Origin of the sequence: Bacillus pinisoli (genome assembly GCF_023036475.1) — a bacterium.
GTDB lineage: Bacteria > Bacillota > Bacilli > Bacillales > SA4 > Bacillus_BS > Bacillus_BS pinisoli.
The window spans coordinates 93,877-110,910 of record NZ_JAJQKI010000007.1; the positions used below are offsets into that span (position 1 = coordinate 93,877).

Genomic DNA, 17,034 nt, shown 5'->3' on the forward strand with positions numbered 1-17,034 from the left:
TCTGTTTTTTAGGCTGTTATCTTATAGAGGTTGGGCATCAATGAGTCTTATAACGTGAACTTACTTGTTAATTCTTTTAACTGATTGGACATAGTAGACAGTTCTTCTATGGAATTTACCATTGTGTTTAATAGTTCATCTTGGCTGTGTGTAATAGAAAATGTTTGATTTGTACTAGTAACGGCTAATTCAGCTATTCTTGAAGTTTCTAAAGCGGATGCTGTCATCTCTTCAGTTGATGCAGACATTTCTTCTGATGTTGAATTAACTTCTTGTATCTGTATTTTTACCCCATCCATTGCTGTTTTAATAGAACTAAAGACTATTCCTGTTTCTTGAACAAGGGTAACTCCCTCTTTTACCTCTTCCATCACAATATCCATCGTTCCAGCTGTTTGTTCTGAATGTTGATTAATTCGGTTAATGATTTTTTCAATATGAGCGATTGAAGATGCAGATTGTTCTGCAAGCTTTCTTACTTCAGAGGCTACTACCGCAAACCCTTTCCCAGCTTCTCCTGCTCGAGCAGCTTCAATGGCTGCATTTAAAGCTAAGAGACTTGTTTGGGAAGATATATTTTTTATGAGTTTAATGATTGATGCGATCTCATCTGAATGTGTCTTAAGTAATAAGATAGCTTTCGACGATTCGTTAACGGATTGATTGATAATCTCCATTTGGTTTACTACCTGCTCAAGTTTGAGATTACCACTCTCCACCTCATAAGATGTTTGAATGGATAATTCATTGGCAACAGATGAAGCTTCAGCAATGTATGATAAACCTCTTGCCATTTCTTCTACCACATGGGTGTTTTCCATTAGTCGATTATACTGAAGAGTGGAGTGTTCAGAAATATGTTCCATTGTACTGGCAATTTCCATGCTTGCTTGTTTTGTGTCGTTAGCATTAGAAATTAACTGGTTCGTATTTTTATCTAATTGGTTGGAGCTTTCATTCATGTTTACAATCATGTCTTTTAAATTAGCTACCATGTCATGAAATGCCATGGTTAATAATCCGATCTCATCTTTTCTAGTTGCTTCAATATTTACAGATAAATTTCCTTGACCAATTTTTTCGACCTGAGTAGTTAAATCTTTTAACGGTTTTAACATAGATGTTGTATATATGTAGATAATAGTCACACTTATTAATAGGATGGCTGCTGTAAGAATCATTAGTTGAAGTTGATTTTGGTCCATAGCTTCGTAGATATCTGTTACATCGGTATCTGCTCCAACTATCCCAATGACTTCCCCTGTTGCTGCTTTAATAGGGACATAAGCTGTTGCTAACGCTCCGTACTCTTCTGATACACTCATTTCAATTTGAGTTTTTCCAGAATCAAAAGCTTTTACGATACTTGGAAACTCACTTATCGCATCTTCTATATCTCCAAGATCAGAAGCATCTTCAGAGTCAAGTGGCATCCCGTCTACCATGTAAATGTACTGATAGTCATTCCCTGTTTTAACGCGGGCCATCGTATATAAATACGTTAGGCCATTTTGTTCTCTAATTGTATTTAAATCTTCCCTTAGTTTTTCGTAGTAGTCTGTTTTGCCAGTTTCTAAAGAAATACGTTGATATTCATTAATATCAATTAGATTTACTGCGTGTTCTGCGATCCCAATTGTTTGCTTATTTACACTTTCCTTAAGTAAATCGGTTGTCGACTTATGAATGACCATGCTGATAATAATCCCAGATAATAATAGAAGTCCTGAGAAAATAATAATCATATTAAACTTTATACTCTTACGCATATAAATACCTCACTAATTATAAAGTTCTTAGTTCGAATGAACTACTAAAATATCATACTTCAGCTGTGTCGAAATAGGTAGATTTATTAATCGACAAAAACCGCCATTTTTTCTTTAATACTACAAATTAACACCTGTACCGAAGAAGATAGTGTAATTTGTCGAAAAAAGCATAACACATCGTCGAATCTTAGTTGTGTCAGACTAAATAGTGATGATATCAAAAAAATCCCCCCTATTTTAATGTTTAGAATGACGGAATTCGGACACATTAATGTTGGGAGGTACTGGTATGTTTACATTTCGTGGTGATGCACATAGATTTTTCATGAAAATCAAGAAATCTGAACCAAAACAATATACAAAGATTAAAGAAGTTCAAGAAATGACTGCCATCATAATGTTTTATCGAACTTTAGAAAACTCTTTACTTCATAAAATGAAATATCAAATGATGAAGGAACAACAAGCTTCTGGTTCCATACCGTTACTTGTAACAACTATTCCGTGGTTGTTGTTTATTTTTTCTAAACCACTCCTAGAGGTTCTGTTTGGAAATTTCAATTTATGGATCCCTTTTGTTCTTATTTATGTAACACTTCTTTTAGGCGGAATATATCTACACTTCCATGAGCGTGCTTGGGCAAAAGTTCACGTTGAAATAATTGAGGATGTATTATCTGAGCGTAATCAACAACATCTTTAATCTATCCAAACAAAGCGTTTAATCCTTGGAAACCAAAATAAAGACCAAATGCTATTAATGATAGTCCAGACAAGATGGATATGATAATGATACTTTTAAGATTAAGGAATCTTCTAAAACCAGAAGTTAAACTTGCAACAAACAAATCCCACAAAGCAAGGCCCACAAAAATCATCGAGCTATACACTAACAACTCATGTGTTCCGTATGTTACTGCTGTCTTTGCTAAAACGGATCCATAAATACCAAGCCAAAATAAAATCGATAACGGACTAGAAATTGACATGATAAAGCCTGTTAAAAAACACTTTAATAAGGTATCCTTACTTCTAATATGGTGAAGATTTATTTTATTTGCACTTAAGATATTTTCTATACCTGTATAGATTAAGACAAAGCCTCCAAATAACCATAAAAAAACTTGTATAGGCGGAGAATCTAAAAAGTGAACGATACCAAAATAGACAAGGGCCATAAAAATCCCGTCCGCTATCATAGATCCAATACCTACAACCCATGCATGTAGAAATCCATTTTTTAACCCTTTGTCAAGACGAACCGAGTTTACGGGTCCAATTGGTGCCGCCAACGTAATTCCAAGAAGGACATAGCTAATCAGTATGCTTAAATTCAATGGGGATCACTCCAAACTCATTTTCAGTAAACTTGTACATTTTATGTCCAAGCTTCCTAAAATAGACAAAGAAATCTGGAATCCACAAAAATCAACGCTCATTTTCAATACAACAATCTATACGAAGTTAGCCATAAAAAAACAAGCATCCTCATAATAGAGATGCTTGTTTTTGTTTATGGCTCTTTTCTAAAACTTTGTTACTTTTACTACAATTATTCTGGGTGTACAACCAGTTTTAGTAGCAAACTGAGGTTGGATTAGAAAAGAGCAACTCTGTTTATGTATAGTAATCACTAGATACTAAGGGAAAAATCCGGCTTTTGGGATTTTTACGCAAAGCAACAATCTATACGAAAACAGCCTTGTTTTTTATTCTTTATTAAGTTTTAATTTAGCTAGTGCATCCGCAAGAGCTGTGTTTACAGGTGCTTCATCCTGCTTTTTTAAATATTTATTTACATCGTGTTTGGAGGCTTTATTATGCTGATTTTGTTTTCTACGATCCTGGAAAGTGGAAAGCTCTTCACGGTGTCCACATTTACAATAAAATGTTTGTCCTGCCCCTTCTCCTCTTAACTCTAGTTTTTTATGACAATTTGGACAACGGGCATTTGTTACTTTTGAGATGTTTTTTCTATGACCACAATCACGGTCTTGGCAAACGAGCATTTTACCTTTCTTACCATTTACCTCTAGCATAAGTTTTCCGCAATCCGAGCATTTGGTTCCGGTCAAGTTATCATGCTTGAAACGCGCATCACTATTTTTAATTTCATTAACGGCTGTTTTTGTGTACTCTTTTATTTCTTTAATAAAATCATTCTGCCTAAGTTTCCCTTTTGCGATCAATTCAAGCTTTAACTCCCATTCAGCAGTTAAAGCAGGTGATTTGAGATCTTCAGGTACTAATTCTAAAAGTTGTCTACCTTTATTGGTAATAAATATTTCTTTTCCTTTTTGTTCTACTAAAAAGCTGTTAAAAAGCTTTTCAATGATATCAGCTCGTGTTGCGACCGTTCCAAGTCCTCCTGTTTTCCCAATCGTTTGGATGAGTTCTTTGCTTTCACCAGCCATAAATTTAGAAGGATTCTCCATTGCTGATAAAAGAGTCGCTTCATTGAATCGACTCGGTGGATTTGTTTCACCTGTAGTTTGAGAAAGTTTGACAACTGATAGAATGTCACCTTTACTCACAGGAGGTAACACCTGTTCGCGATCATGCATCTCATCTTCTTCTGTAGAAGTTGTACCGTAAACTTCTTTCCAGCCATTTGAAGTAACAGTTTTTCCACGTGCTATAAATGTTTCAGTTCCAATATTAGCCGTAATGGTTGTTTGTTCAAATTCATGGGGTGGAAGTAATACGGATAAGAAACGTTTGATAATTAGTTCGTAAATTTTTCTTTCCTTTTCAGTTAATGCTCTCATGTCGGCACGTTGCTCAGTCGGAATAATAGCATGGTGATCGGTTACTTTTTGATCATCAATAAAGGATTTAGTCATTTTCATTGTTGTTAGTGCCTTTTTTGCAAGTGGTGCGAACCCCTGGATCATTACGGCTTCAATACGATCTTTTAGTGTATCGACCATATCAGAAGAAAGGTACCTTGAATCTGTTCGAGGGTAAGTGACTAACTTATGTTGTTCGTATAGCTTTTGCATGATAGATAGAGTTTCTTTTGCTGAAAAACCAAATAATTTATGTCCATCCCGCTGAAGTTCTGTTAGATCGTACAGTTGAGGAGCAAAACTCTTTTTAGCAACCTTATTTACATCAACCAATACAGCTTGTTGACTCTTTAATGTAGAAAGAAGTGTTTGAATTCTATTCTGGTCAAACGTTTTTTGATCTTTCGTTTTTGAGTCCTGCCATGTTAGAGTCAGTTTATCAGTTTGAGCTTTTATCCCGTAGTATGCTTTTGGCTTAAATTGTTTAATTTCCTCTTCACGCTTTGCAATGATTGCCAGTGTAGGTGTTTGAACTCGTCCGCAGGACAACTGTGCATTATATTTTGTCGTTAGTGCTCGTGTTGCGTTTAAACCTACATACCAATCTGCTTCTGAACGAGCAACTGCAGACGCGTATAGGTTTTCGTATTCTTTACCGTTTCGAAGTTTGGAAAAACCATCTTTAATAGCACGGTCTGTTACGGATGAAATCCAAAGTCGCTTAATAGGTTTTTGAACACGTGCTTTTTCAATTATCCATCGTGCAACAAGTTCTCCTTCTCGTCCTGCATCTGTCGCAATAATAATTTCTTTTACATCATTTCTACCCAGTAGGGACTTAACTGTTTGAAATTGTTTTCCTGTCTGTTTAATAACCGATAGTTTCAAAGTCGAAGGAAGCATCGGGAGATCCTCTAGCCTCCATGTTTTATATTTTTCATCATAGACTTCTGGGTCTGCTAAAGTCACTAAGTGGCCTAATGCCCAAGTTACGATATAGTGTGTTCCCTCAAAAAATCCATTCCCCTTCTTTTGACAGCCTAGCACTCTGGCTAGGTCTCGTCCCACTGAAGGCTTTTCTGCTAAGACTAATTGTTTACTCATAGAAGCAAATCCTTTCCCTTTAATCTACTATTAAGCATAGCCTTTTAACGCTTACTCTTCAACTCATAACATAAGTAATGAGTGAGTCTCTTTCTGTTCAAACTAATTATGAATAGTACGGCTATGTAATGATGGAATACGCGATAATCACAAAAATTAGACGAAAAAAATGAAAAATGCTAGTCATGCCATTATTCAAAAAAGAATTTAGGCAATCAAAGAGTAAAATCAATGTATGATGAGTTATGAGGGAATAAATAATTAAATAAATAACAGGTGGAGAAAAATGACTGTTAAGTTAAAGAACAATCATTTTTCTCCACCTTAGCTTTTTGTAAGACTCTATGATAATCAAGAAGGCAACATTAAGTTCTTCATCTACTCTGCCTTGTTGTGAGAAAAGTTTATGAATGATTATCATGTCAAATTTGTAAGAAGCTGCTTTCTAACATTGGCTATATCATCTTCTAATGCCTTTTGATAGTCTGTCGGTACGGATTGTTTATAATGATCGGCAAGTTTTAGACTTTCTTCCGCCTCTTGAATTTGGTTTACTAGTACTTGAGCTCTCGCTAGGGCTTCGTAGGCATATGAAATATAAAATGGTTCAATTTCGCCTTCTTTACTGATCGACACACACCGTGTGGCATAGGTTATTGCTTCTTTTCCATTTCCAACTATTGAATAAACTCTTGAAAGTTGCCAATAGCCAATGGATAGGTTTTTAAGTGTATGCTCTTCTACCTGAGTCCAATGCCAAAAAGAAGTATGACATAAATGTATCATTTCTTCTTCCTCAGTAACCGTTCTGTTATCTTGATCTAAGTAATCCCATACTTTATTAAAACATTTAACAGCGATTTGTTTATGACTAAGTGCATTTGTTTCCATATTTATTTCTCCTTTTTATTATTTAATATTTTCGTATAGTATTTCACTAGCAAGTACAATGTCAGCATAATAGAATGAGATTACATATTCTACCTTAAGTGTTCTACACAACGCTAGATTATCCTTTGTCTGTTTGACTTTCGCATAAAAAAATCTCCCAAATAAAGGAGATTAATAAACGTATTCATCTATACTTTCATGGGCTCTAACATAAATAACTCCTATTAAATTTCTTTTGCTCCTTTTTTCATCGTAGCATGACAAAGCGGGCACTCCTTTTTGTCAGTTTGAGCATCTTCGTGACTAGTAACTTTTTGCCAAGCAATACAGCCTTCCTTCGTACAAATCCATGCTAATACAGTTTCACTTTCTTTGCTTATAGTTTTTGTTTGCCCCTCTTTTTGAAAGGCCTCTAAGAAAAATCGAGATACCTCTACCTTTTTCCCTCTGTAGAATGCTGGAGATAGCACAATAAGTTCTTCTTTCGCTCGTGTTACTCCTACATAGGCTAATCTTCTTTCTTCTTCAATGGCGCGTTCCATAATATCCTTGGCAACTGATGATCCTTTCGCCCCTATCACCTCTAACTTGCCTGCTTCCAGTGCTGTTACATGTGGAAGAATACCTTCAGATGCACCTATTAGAAATACCGCACGAAACTCTAAACCTTTCGCCTTATGAAGTGTCATTAAAGAAACAGAGTCATTAGAAATAGCCCCTTGTTTCATCTGCTGATGCTGTTCCACTATTTCCTCAATAAAGCGAATAAAGTCATCAATTTTAGTAAATCGTTTAGCGGATGACTCAAGTTCATCCAACATTTCCTTCATGTCTTCTTTTTGGACAGTTGCTTGCTGCTTACCTTCTGTTTCTAGATATTTATCGTAGAAAGTTTGTCGAAGTTTTTTTATAGCATGTACAGGATCAACTTCAGCAAATTCTTTTAGTAATCGTATACGTTCTTTTATTTTTTCTACTTGAAAACTTCTTAACCCTGGCAAGTTGACAAGATGTATGAGTGGATATTTTTTTGCACCATTCTGTTCTTGATTCCAAATAAAGTCCATTGCTTTTTCACGTTGGATATAAAGAGTGGTAATCATTCCATCTAATGCATCAAAATTTCTAGGATTAAGAGTAAGTCTCAAATGGTCAATTATAGGCTTTATAGTCCAGTGATCATAAAAGAGCTTATCGTTCCCACTGTAGTAAATAAAAGGTATTTTCTCCATCATTAGCTGTTCAAAAATAGCACGACTATTACTTGTAGCTCGATGTAAGATGGCAAAATCATGATAAGTGTATTTACCGGATTGTACTTTCTCTTTTATGTTATCTACTATCCACTTTGCTTCATCATCTGTAGTGGATGGACGGCTATACATAGGTGTAACAGAACCTTCTTTCGTTGCCTTCAATGTTTTAACTTTCCGATATTGATTATGTTTAATAACTTCATTTCCTAACCCGACAATTGATGACGTTGAACGATAGTTAATATCTAATGTAATGGTTTTTGAGTTTGGAAATTCTTGGTCAAACTGCAATATAAATTCGTTCCGAGCACCGTTAAAGGAATAGATAGTTTGATCATCGTCGCCTACTACAAATAGATTTTGATTAGGATTTGTGATGTATTTGATTAACTCATATTGAATAAGGTTGGTATCTTGAAACTCATCAACCATAATATAATGAAAACGACTCTGTAATAAATGGACAAGAGAAGGATTGTTCTTCAATAATTCATATGACTTAACGAGGATGTCGTCAAAGTCCATTTTATGATGACGGGCTTTCCAATCTTCGTATCTTACATAAAGTTTATAAATTTGACGTTCTTCCTCCGTTTTATCTGGAAGTTCCTCAATTAAATTTACTTTATAAGAAGAAAATAAGGCTAATAAGGTCTCAGGCTGGTATGAATCACCTAAACCTATTTCTCGCATGAGCTGTTTTAAAATCATTTGTCTATATCGATCGCTACTTATAATTTCCTCGTTGTATCCTCTACTTCTTAAAATAGTAAGGAAAAAAGAATGAAAGGTACTAGCTTGTACACCATTTGCTTGTCCTCTATTCATATTTGGTAATAAACTAATTCTTTCTTTCATTTCATCTGCAGCCTTTTTTGAAAACGTTACAAGTAAAATATTGCGTGGATGAACATGATGAACTTGTATTAGGTAACCTGTACGTGCAACCAACACAGAAGTTTTACCAGAACCTGCTCCTGCCAGTGTTAATAGTGGACCGTCCTTATGGCGAACTGCTTCTATTTGTGAAGGATTTAAATAAATACCCTTCTCTTCTATAGCTCTGAAATAAGAAGAGTCTGTTTCGATTGAAGAGATAATCGTTGAACTATTAGTAGGCTCTGCTAATTGGGCAGAGGGTGTCAATCCATTCTTTATGCCGAATGGATAACTAAATAATCGTTGTTGCATCCTATCACCTATTTCAAAAATCTTTGCTTTAAAAGTATAACAAACTATCAATCTTTTTTAATAGGTGAATCAATGGAAATTTGTGTGACAATATTGAAACGTTATATATATTTATACGTCAATTTATTTGGAGTGTGATAAAAATGAGATGGATAAATGGAGTACTAATTGGGTTATTACTTCTTACTGGTTGTAAGCATTTTACTGAAATTAAAACTGAACATCATGTACAAAAAAACATTCTACCTACAAGTGATGTCGTTAAAGTGGAACACACAAGCATTGAAAATCTAGAAAGATTAGATCAGTTTGTATTATTTGCCGATCAGCATAAAGAAGATCGAATCCGACTTATCAAGTATACAGTTGAAGGTCACCCAATCTATTTTGATATCAGCGTTACGGGTTCAGAAATAATGGTAACGATTGACACGACTGAAGATAAATATGGCTCACCAGAGGTTAGAACATATCCCTGTAAGAGTATAGATCGAGTGATAACTTCAACTGAGATTTCTTATAATGTAAAAGGTTGTCCTAACGATAATGAAATAGAGCTTGTTTACGTGTCACATGATGTTGAAAAAGAGAATTTCTTTGCATTTCAATTAAAATATGGAACCAACGATGTAGTTGAAATTAATACAAAAGAAAACAAATTAGAGTTAAAACTAAATGAGAATAATACTGTTAATGTTGCTGACTTTCAATTTACTAACGAACAATTAAATAAGATTTATAAGCTTATGATAGATGCGAATTACCTTAATGATAAAACTTTAACATCAAAATGTAATCAACCGAATAAACAAGAATATGAATTGAATATTTGGATTAACAGTGGGTTCAAAAAGTTTAGTTGGGCAAATTGTGATCAAAGTGAAGATGGTATAGAGATGATGCAGCTTGCAGACGGGATTATAGAAATATTGAAAGAAACAAATATGTACCAATCTATACCTGAATTAGATTAATTCCCAAAAAAATCATGATAAATAGGTATTGTGAAAAGCTATTATTAGGTGATTAATGATGAAAAATAAGCATAAGTTTCTATTACTTATAGTCCTAGTTATTGTTGGTTTACATTATTTGGGACACGACTTATTGGGTATGCTTATTCTGTATATGTGAATGGTCTTAGGAAAACAGAGTGCGGAACTATTGGATGTGACGATGTTGCCTTTATTCTAAATATTAGTTGGACTATATTTTTTATGATTGTCCTACCTTTACTTTTGCTAGTTCTAATCTCGAAGGTTATCTATAGACGTTTTAGTAAATAACTATTTTAAATTATCTTCGGGAGAAGAAGTTTACAGAAAATTTCAAATTTCTACAACTTTTTCGATTTAGCACGATCTTAAGTAGAAAATATTAAAAAATACGTCTAATTATGCGGTTTCCCAAGAAATAACTGATAATTTCTAGATATTCGGACATCCTATACTTCGAACCACTTTTTCTGTGGTTCCAAACTTCGTCGGGAGTGATGTATCATGGCAAGAAACAAACTTCTGGTTCCTGGTGCAGGAAATGTTCTTGATCAAATGAAACAAGAAATAGCCAATGAGTTTGGAGTTCAACTTGGTGCTGATACGACCGCACGAGCCAATGGTTCTGTCGGAGGCGAAATGACAAAGCGCCTTGTGGCCATGGCAGAACAACACCTCAAAGACCAAGGAATACAGTAGTTGGTCCAGTTGTCTTAGAGACCCTTTTATAGGGTCTCTTCATTTTGGTAAATATTGATGTAAATGCTTTACAAAAACACACTCTCATAGTATAAAGAAATAAGTCTAGGCTTTTTCTAGAAAAAATTCTAAGGGTGTGACTTTTTTTGGACGATATACCATTGTTCTCTGTTATTTTACTACTTACTTTAATATTTTTATCTGCCTTCTTCTCTTCAGCTGAGACAGCATTTTCAAGTGTAAACAAAATTCGATTAAAAAACTTTGTTGATGAAGGTAGACGAGGAAGTAAGCAAGCATATTATATAGCAGAGAACTTCGATAAAGCCTTATCTACTATATTAGTAGGAAATAATATCGTTAATATTGCAGCGGCAAGTATTTCTGCAAAACTTGCAACTGATATATTCGGTGGTAATACAGGACTTGTTATTAGCACTGTAACGATGACCATCTTGATCCTGATCTTTGGTGAGATTCTTCCTAAGTCATTAGCAAAGGAACGAGCAGAATCATACTCCCTCACAATCTCAGGTGTATTGTTGCTACTAATTAAATTACTCTCGCCACTTAACTTCTTTTTTATAAAGCTGAAAGAATTTGTTTCCAAATTCTTTAAAAATGAAAATGAGATGCCTTCTGTGACAGAAGAAGAACTAAAGGCAATGATTAACATTAGCGAAGAAGAAGGAGTTATAGATAAAGAAGAACGGGAATTAATTCATCGTTCTATGGAATTTGATGACATTCTTGCGAGAGAGATTTTAACTCCCCGACCTGATATGGTTGCAATTGAAGTTAACCAACCTATTGAAGAAATTAAAAGGATTTTCTTCGAAGAGCGTTTTTCAAGAGTACCGGTCTATGAGGAAAGTATTGATAGAGTAATTGGAATCTTATCAGAGAAAGAATTATTTTCGCATTTATTAATGTACAATGAAGTGGATATTCGCGAGTTACTTCGTGATCCTGTCTTTGTCGTAGAATCTATGAAGATCTCTACCCTCTTACCCAAGTTACAAAAAAGCAAGGTTCATATGGCAATCGTATTAGATGAATATGGTGGAACAGCGGGCCTTCTTACATTAGAAGATATACTTGAGGAGATTGTTGGAGAGATTTGGGATGAGCAGGATGAAAAAACAAGTCTTATTACAAAAAAGAATGAATATATGTATAAATTTGATGGTCAATACCCTTTAGAAGATTTCGCTGAACTTCTTCAAATTGAATTGCCTGATACTTCTTATCATACACTGGGCGGTTGGGTGCTAGAAAGCTTTGAATCTATTCCCTCTAACGGTGATACATTCTCTTTTGAAAACTTAAAGGTTACTGTTGATGAAGTAAATAATCGCCGTGTAAAGAAGTTAACGGTTGAAATCGTTAAACCATTATCAGAGGAAATGATTGATAAATAAACATAAAAAGCCCATCTGAGGGCTTTTTATTGTTTATAAAATGGATTGTACACATATTTTTATAAAATAAATCACTAACTCTAGTTAACATAATAAAATTATAGTCAATCACTTTCTTCGCAATACCGGTTTTGACACGTTCTCTATTCCTACCAATCCTAGAGTTGTTAATAATAGTTGCTGTATTCCTAAATGGGCATCAGTTGGATCAAACCACTCTTCCAAGGTATGTATGCCTCCGCACTCTCCTCCTCCACCTAAAGTGACAGCTGGAATGCCTAAGCTTATGGGTACGTTTGAATCTGTGCTTGTCGGATCAATTAGCATTGCTTCCTGTCCTACTGCTTGAGTGGCAGCTAATGCTAGTTGAACAATAGAGGATTTCGAATCCTGTATGCCAGCTGGTCGGTCACCTACTAGCACGATCTCGACCTTAACTCCTTCTTTTCCCCATCCCTGATTTTCTTCTGTTACTGAAAGGTGAATGGCATTAATAATCCTTTCTTCGATATTTACTAGTGTTTCATTTGAAGTTGAGCGAATATCTAAGATCATACTCGCTTCTTGTGCAATGGTATTTACCGATGTTCCACCTGAAATTTGTCCAACGTTAAATGTAGTCTTAGGTTCACGAGGAACCTCCAAGTTAGATATATATGAAACAGCTCTACCTAAAGCATGAATAGCACTAGGTGTACCAAAGTCTCCATAGCTATGTCCACCAGGTCCTTTAAACGTAATTCGGTAGCGATGACTTCCAGTGGCTAAATAGATGATTCTTGATGGAGAACCTGGTTCAATGGATATAAAACCGTCAATGTCATCCATATCTTCAAATAATGCTTTTACACCACGGAGATCACCTAAGCCCTCTTCTCCTACTGTAGCAACGAATAGAAGATCTCCATCTGTATCATACTGATGATGCTGAAAAGTCTCAATTAGAGTTAATAGTGCGGCTAGCCCTCTTCCGTCATCAGAGATCCCAGGTGCATATATTTTTCCATCCTTTTTTAATACCTTAATCTCTGTTTCTTTTGGAAAAACTGTATCAAGGTGCGCTGAAACGACTAACCGAGGCCCTTTTCCTTTTCCAGGTCTAATACCTAGAATATTACCCACACGATCTCGTTTTACATTTTCTAAACCTAGTTCCTTAAACTTCTCAATAAAATAACTCCCTCTTTCTTCTTCATAGAAAGTTGGAGAAGGAATCGCTGTTAATCGAATTTGTTCTTCAAGTGTTACATCTTGATTCCTCTCAATAAATTGAAGACCTTGTTTTACTTCATCTACCGTTAATAACCGCATAATAATATCAGATATTTCTTCATTAATTTGAATCATCTTCTAGTCCCCTTCACCTAATTTATATTTATTCTAGCAATCCTTTATATGGCAAACAAGGAAGTATTAAGTAACTGTTTTATATACTTTCGGGTAAAAATACGCTATTTTTTAGAAGCTATATAAAAACAGCCAATGAATAAAAACACGAGTTTAAATTCTCGTGTTTTATCAATGACTACTATTCATTTTTTCAAGTATTGGAAAAAGCTCCCCAAGATGTGTGATTTCATAGTCAGGAATTACCTCCGTTTTTTTTATGTTTTCACGGTTGATCCATACGGTTGTAATACCCACTCGGGAGGCTCCAAGAATATCTGTCATAAGATTGTCTCCAACCATGATTACATTCTCTTTTATCTCTCCAAGTTTATCAAGTGCATGTTCAAATATAGATGGATCGGGTTTCCCCTTGCCAAATGCACCAGATATAATAATCTCATCAAAAAAAGGAACTAATTCTGGTGTAATATCAAGCTTCGTTGTTTGTAAGTTAGGAGACCCATTGGTTAGTAATAAGAGTTTGTATGTACCTTGAAGTTGATTTAGAACATTCATAGACTCCTCATATAGAAACGGATTTTGCCGGCGAATAACTGGAAATGTTTCAGCTAATTCTTGACCTAGTTGTTTATCGTCAATCCCTAGTTTTGCTAAACCTCTTGTCCATGCATCTTTCCTATAGTTAGGTACTATATCTTTCATTTTACGAAATTCATCATGGTCATCTAGAAATTCTCCCCATAATCCTTCAAATGGGTTTATACCGATTAACTTTGTGAATTCATAGGTATCATAAGATGAGTAAAGTTTTGTTGCTTCTTCACGGACAGCATTCTCTAACTCCTCAGGCGAAACACCATACTTTTTCTCGGCTAGTTGGCATGTTTTATGGAAGGCTACTTTTACACTTTTTTTGTCCCAAAGTAAAGTATCGTCAAGATCAAAAAGAATGGCATTAATCATTATTTAAAACTCCTCATACAATAGTTGGCTTTTGGTAAGTGTATCGAAAGCCACAATCTAAAAAAAGTCTTTGGTTAAAATGAGGCACCTTCAAGATACCTCATTTTTTAGATTGGCTGTTTTCGTATAGATTGTTGCTTTCGTAAAAATCTTAGGAAGCCGGATTTTTACTTGTTAGTACAAAGTCTCTGCTTTAAATCTAGAGAGTTGCTCTTTTTCTAACCATTAATAAATCAGTTTAATCGTATTAAATATGGCGAAATTGCTGAATTATATGATTGAAAAGCAACAAAGTTTTAGAAAAGAGCCTTTAGATTACACGAACATGTCGAACACCACTAATTTTCATTACTTGTTCAATTACTTCATCATGATTTTCAAGATCCTGATCTAAATCTATTAGAGTATAGGCCCATTGTCCTTTACTTCGATTCATCATATCAGCAATATTGATGGATTGACTTGCAAGTAAAGATGTAATTTGTCCAACCATGTTTGGAATATTTTGATGAACGACCGTCACACGTCTTCTACCAGTGTAAGGTAGATACACATTAGGGAAGTTTACCGAATTTTGAATGTTACCAGTCTCAAGAAATTGTTTTAACTGAGTAGCTGCCATAACCGCACAGTTTACTTCAGATTCATGTGTAGATGCTCCTAAATGTGGAATTGCTACTACATTCTTCATACTTAGTAGTTTTTCATTAGGAAAATCTGTAATGTAGGTATCAATAATTTGCTCCTCAATCGCACGCTTTAAGTCGTCTTCATGTACCAACTCACCCCGAGAGAAGTTTAACACCTTCATGCCTGGTTTCATTTGTTGAAAGGTTTTTGCATTTAACATTTCCTTCGTTTGATCAGTGAGTGGGACATGCATCGTGATGTAATCACAAGTTTGAAAAATTTCCTCTGGACTATGGGCGCGCTGTACATCTCTTGATAGCTGCCAGGCTGTATTAACTGAAATAAAAGGATCATATGCCACAACTTCCATACCTAATGCTGTTGCATCGTTTGCAACTAACACACCAATTGCTCCAACCCCGATAACCCCTAATCTCTTTCCTTGTATTTCTGTGCCAACAAATTCTTTCTTTCCTGTTTCAACTTGTTCCGGGACCGTTTCACCTTCTCCTTGGAGACTGTTTGTCCACTCTACCGCTCGGAACAAATTGCGGGAAGAGGCAATTAAGCTCATTAACACTAATTCCTTTACTGCGTTTGCATTTGCACCAGGTGTATTAAAGACAATAACCCCTTGTTCTGTTAGTTCATCTAGTGGGATATTGTTTACACCAACACCTGCACGTGCGATCGCTTTTACAGAGGGTTCAATAGGTGTTTCGTGAAGATTATAGCTACGAAGTAAAATGGCATCTGCTGCTTCTACATTTCCTACATTGTATGAAGCTAGGTTAAGAACAGCTAAACCTTTTTCTGCAATTGAATTATAAACTTGAACATTATACATGTTTTACCTCCAAACGATGCTCCATTTCAAATTCTTTCATACATTCAACGAGCTTTTGAACACCTTCAAGTGGCATAGCATTATAGATACTGGCCCTCATTCCACCTGTTGAACGATGTCCTTCTAACGTGACTAATCCCCTTGAGCCAGCCTTTTCTAGAAACTTCTTGTTTAGTTCTTCAGATGAAGTCGTAAAAGGAATATTCATGAGAGAACGGCTTTCTTTTTCTACACGATTTACAAACAGTGCAGATTCATCAATGAAGTCGTACAGCAGTGAAGCTTTTTCACGATTGATTTCCTCCATTACCTTCACACCACCTAAATCCTTTAGCCATTCTAATACAAGCCTGGTGACATAAATAGGAAACGTTGGTGGTGTATTATAAAGTGAATGGGAGTTTGAATAGGTCTCATAATTCAACATTGTCGGGTTATCTTTTTGGTAATAACCAAGCAAATCCTCCCTTACAATAACAACGGTTAACCCTGCAGGTCCGATGTTCTTTTGCGCACCCGCATAGATTAGACCGAACTTCGTAACATCATAGACTTCAGATAGAATATTCGAAGACATATCTGCTACGAGGGGAATTTCTCCTGTATCAGGAATAGTTGAGTACCTCGTACCTTCAATTGTATTGTTAGTTGTGATGTGAAGATAATCCACATTGTTTTTCAAAGTATGAGATTCAAGGGTTGGAATTTTCGTAAATTGCTGCTCTTTAGATGAGGCAAGGATTGTTACTTCACCGATTTTCTTAGCCTCGTGAATGGCTTTTTCAGACCAGGATCCAGTGTTGACATAATAGGCATGACGAAAGGTATGCAGAAGATTCATAGGGACCATTGAGAATTGCAAGGAGGCCCCACCCTGAATAAAGAGGACTTTATAGTTATCTGGGATGTGCATTAGTTGACGGAAAAGTGCCTCAGCTTGTTGGATAATCTCTTCAAAATAGGAGGAACGATGGCTCATCTCCATGACAGACATACCTTGACCTTGGTATGATAAAAGCTCCTTTTGAACTTTTTCAAGGACAGGCTTTGGCAAAACAGATGGACCGGCTGAAAAATTATAAGTTTCTTGCATTCTAATCACCTTTTTCTATATATTCAGAAAAAT

General features: G+C 35.4%; 13 protein-coding genes. 4 read left to right on the forward strand and 9 right to left on the reverse strand.

The genetic code is table 11. The features are described 5' to 3' along the window. Positions 1 to 47: 47 nt before the first annotated feature. A complete protein-coding gene (locus LT143_RS11835; protein ID WP_246943227.1) occupies positions 48 to 1,769 on the reverse strand; it encodes a methyl-accepting chemotaxis protein in 1,722 nt (573 codons plus the stop codon). 292 nt (positions 1,770 to 2,061) lie between these two features. Between LT143_RS11835 and LT143_RS11840 the strand changes: the two genes are divergently transcribed. Then, on the forward strand, positions 2,062 to 2,475 hold the full coding sequence (locus LT143_RS11840) for a DUF485 domain-containing protein (RefSeq protein ID WP_246943229.1): 414 nt from the start codon (positions 2,062 to 2,064) through the stop codon (positions 2,473 to 2,475). A gap of 1 nt (position 2,476) precedes the next feature. Here the strand turns inward: LT143_RS11840 and LT143_RS11845 are convergent, their stop codons facing one another. The 4 genes from LT143_RS11845 to LT143_RS11860 all read right to left on the reverse strand — a co-directional run bounded on the left by LT143_RS11845 (position 2,477) and on the right by LT143_RS11860 (position 9,003). After that, on the reverse strand, positions 2,477 to 3,109 hold the full coding sequence (locus LT143_RS11845; RefSeq protein WP_246943231.1) for a LysE family transporter: 633 nt from the start codon (positions 3,107 to 3,109) through the stop codon (positions 2,477 to 2,479). 372 nt (positions 3,110 to 3,481) lie between these two features. Continuing rightward, the gene (locus tag LT143_RS11850) at positions 3,482 to 5,665 is read right to left on the reverse strand and encodes a DNA topoisomerase III (RefSeq protein WP_246943233.1); all 2,184 of its coding nucleotides are present in this window, start codon (positions 5,663 to 5,665) and stop codon (positions 3,482 to 3,484) included. Positions 5,666 to 6,082: 417 nt separating this feature from the next. Beyond that, complete coding sequence (locus LT143_RS11855; RefSeq protein ID WP_246943235.1) at positions 6,083 to 6,556, reverse strand: hypothetical protein; 474 nt, start codon at positions 6,554 to 6,556, stop codon at positions 6,083 to 6,085. 224 nt (positions 6,557 to 6,780) lie between these two features. Then, a complete protein-coding gene (locus LT143_RS11860; protein WP_246943237.1) occupies positions 6,781 to 9,003 on the reverse strand; it encodes a UvrD-helicase domain-containing protein in 2,223 nt (740 codons plus the stop codon). Positions 9,004 to 9,146: 143 nt separating this feature from the next. Between LT143_RS11860 and LT143_RS11865 the strand changes: the two genes are divergently transcribed. The 3 genes from LT143_RS11865 to LT143_RS11875 all read left to right on the forward strand — a co-directional run bounded on the left by LT143_RS11865 (position 9,147) and on the right by LT143_RS11875 (position 12,118). Next, positions 9,147 to 9,977 carry a DUF4362 domain-containing protein gene (locus LT143_RS11865; protein WP_246943239.1) on the forward strand — a complete coding sequence of 277 codons (831 nt, stop codon included), beginning with the start codon at positions 9,147 to 9,149 and terminating at the stop codon, positions 9,975 to 9,977. A 525-nt stretch (positions 9,978 to 10,502) separates the two neighbouring features. Beyond that, complete coding sequence (locus LT143_RS11870) at positions 10,503 to 10,697, forward strand: alpha/beta-type small acid-soluble spore protein (protein WP_246943241.1); 195 nt, start codon at positions 10,503 to 10,505, stop codon at positions 10,695 to 10,697. A 146-nt stretch (positions 10,698 to 10,843) separates the two neighbouring features. Further along, positions 10,844 to 12,118 carry a hemolysin family protein gene (locus tag LT143_RS11875; protein WP_246943243.1) on the forward strand — a complete coding sequence of 425 codons (1,275 nt, stop codon included), beginning with the start codon at positions 10,844 to 10,846 and terminating at the stop codon, positions 12,116 to 12,118. Positions 12,119 to 12,226: 108 nt separating this feature from the next. On the opposite strand, the gene LT143_RS11880 is transcribed toward LT143_RS11875, so the two are convergent. From LT143_RS11880 to serC, 4 genes are all read right to left on the reverse strand, one after another. Beyond that, complete coding sequence (locus tag LT143_RS11880) at positions 12,227 to 13,465, reverse strand: M20/M25/M40 family metallo-hydrolase (RefSeq protein WP_246943245.1); 1,239 nt, start codon at positions 13,463 to 13,465, stop codon at positions 12,227 to 12,229. Positions 13,466 to 13,636: 171 nt separating this feature from the next. After that, the gene (locus tag LT143_RS11885; RefSeq protein ID WP_246943247.1) at positions 13,637 to 14,431 is read right to left on the reverse strand and encodes an HAD family hydrolase; all 795 of its coding nucleotides are present in this window, start codon (positions 14,429 to 14,431) and stop codon (positions 13,637 to 13,639) included. 310 nt (positions 14,432 to 14,741) lie between these two features. After that, positions 14,742 to 15,908 carry a phosphoglycerate dehydrogenase gene (locus tag LT143_RS11890; protein WP_246943249.1) on the reverse strand — a complete coding sequence of 389 codons (1,167 nt, stop codon included), beginning with the start codon at positions 15,906 to 15,908 and terminating at the stop codon, positions 14,742 to 14,744. Next, on the reverse strand, positions 15,901 to 17,001 hold the full coding sequence (gene serC, locus LT143_RS11895) for a 3-phosphoserine/phosphohydroxythreonine transaminase (protein ID WP_246943251.1): 1,101 nt from the start codon (positions 16,999 to 17,001) through the stop codon (positions 15,901 to 15,903). Before serC ends, LT143_RS11890 begins: the two co-directional genes overlap by 8 nt. Between the last annotated feature and the right edge of the window lie 33 nt (positions 17,002 to 17,034).

Excerpts from the sequence above, each read along its gene's own strand:
- LT143_RS11835 (WP_246943227.1), bottom strand. The coding sequence starts at position 1,769 with ATGCGTAAGAGTATAAAGTTTAATATGATTATTATTTTCTCAGGACTT.
- LT143_RS11840 (WP_246943229.1), top strand. The coding sequence starts at position 2,062 with ATGTTTACATTTCGTGGTGATGCACATAGATTTTTCATGAAAATCAAG.
- LT143_RS11850 (WP_246943233.1), bottom strand. The coding sequence starts at position 5,665 with ATGAGTAAACAATTAGTCTTAGCAGAAAAGCCTTCAGTGGGACGAGAC.
- LT143_RS11855 (WP_246943235.1), bottom strand. The coding sequence starts at position 6,556 with ATGGAAACAAATGCACTTAGTCATAAACAAATCGCTGTTAAATGTTTT.
- LT143_RS11860 (WP_246943237.1), bottom strand. The coding sequence starts at position 9,003 with ATGCAACAACGATTATTTAGTTATCCATTCGGCATAAAGAATGGATTG.
- LT143_RS11865 (WP_246943239.1), top strand. The coding sequence starts at position 9,147 with ATGAGATGGATAAATGGAGTACTAATTGGGTTATTACTTCTTACTGGT.
- LT143_RS11870 (WP_246943241.1), top strand. The coding sequence starts at position 10,503 with ATGGCAAGAAACAAACTTCTGGTTCCTGGTGCAGGAAATGTTCTTGAT.
- LT143_RS11880 (WP_246943245.1), bottom strand. The coding sequence starts at position 13,465 with ATGATTCAAATTAATGAAGAAATATCTGATATTATTATGCGGTTATTA.
- LT143_RS11885 (WP_246943247.1), bottom strand. The coding sequence starts at position 14,431 with ATGATTAATGCCATTCTTTTTGATCTTGACGATACTTTACTTTGGGAC.
- LT143_RS11890 (WP_246943249.1), bottom strand. The coding sequence starts at position 15,908 with ATGTATAATGTTCAAGTTTATAATTCAATTGCAGAAAAAGGTTTAGCT.
- serC (WP_246943251.1), bottom strand. The coding sequence starts at position 17,001 with ATGCAAGAAACTTATAATTTTTCAGCCGGTCCATCTGTTTTGCCAAAG.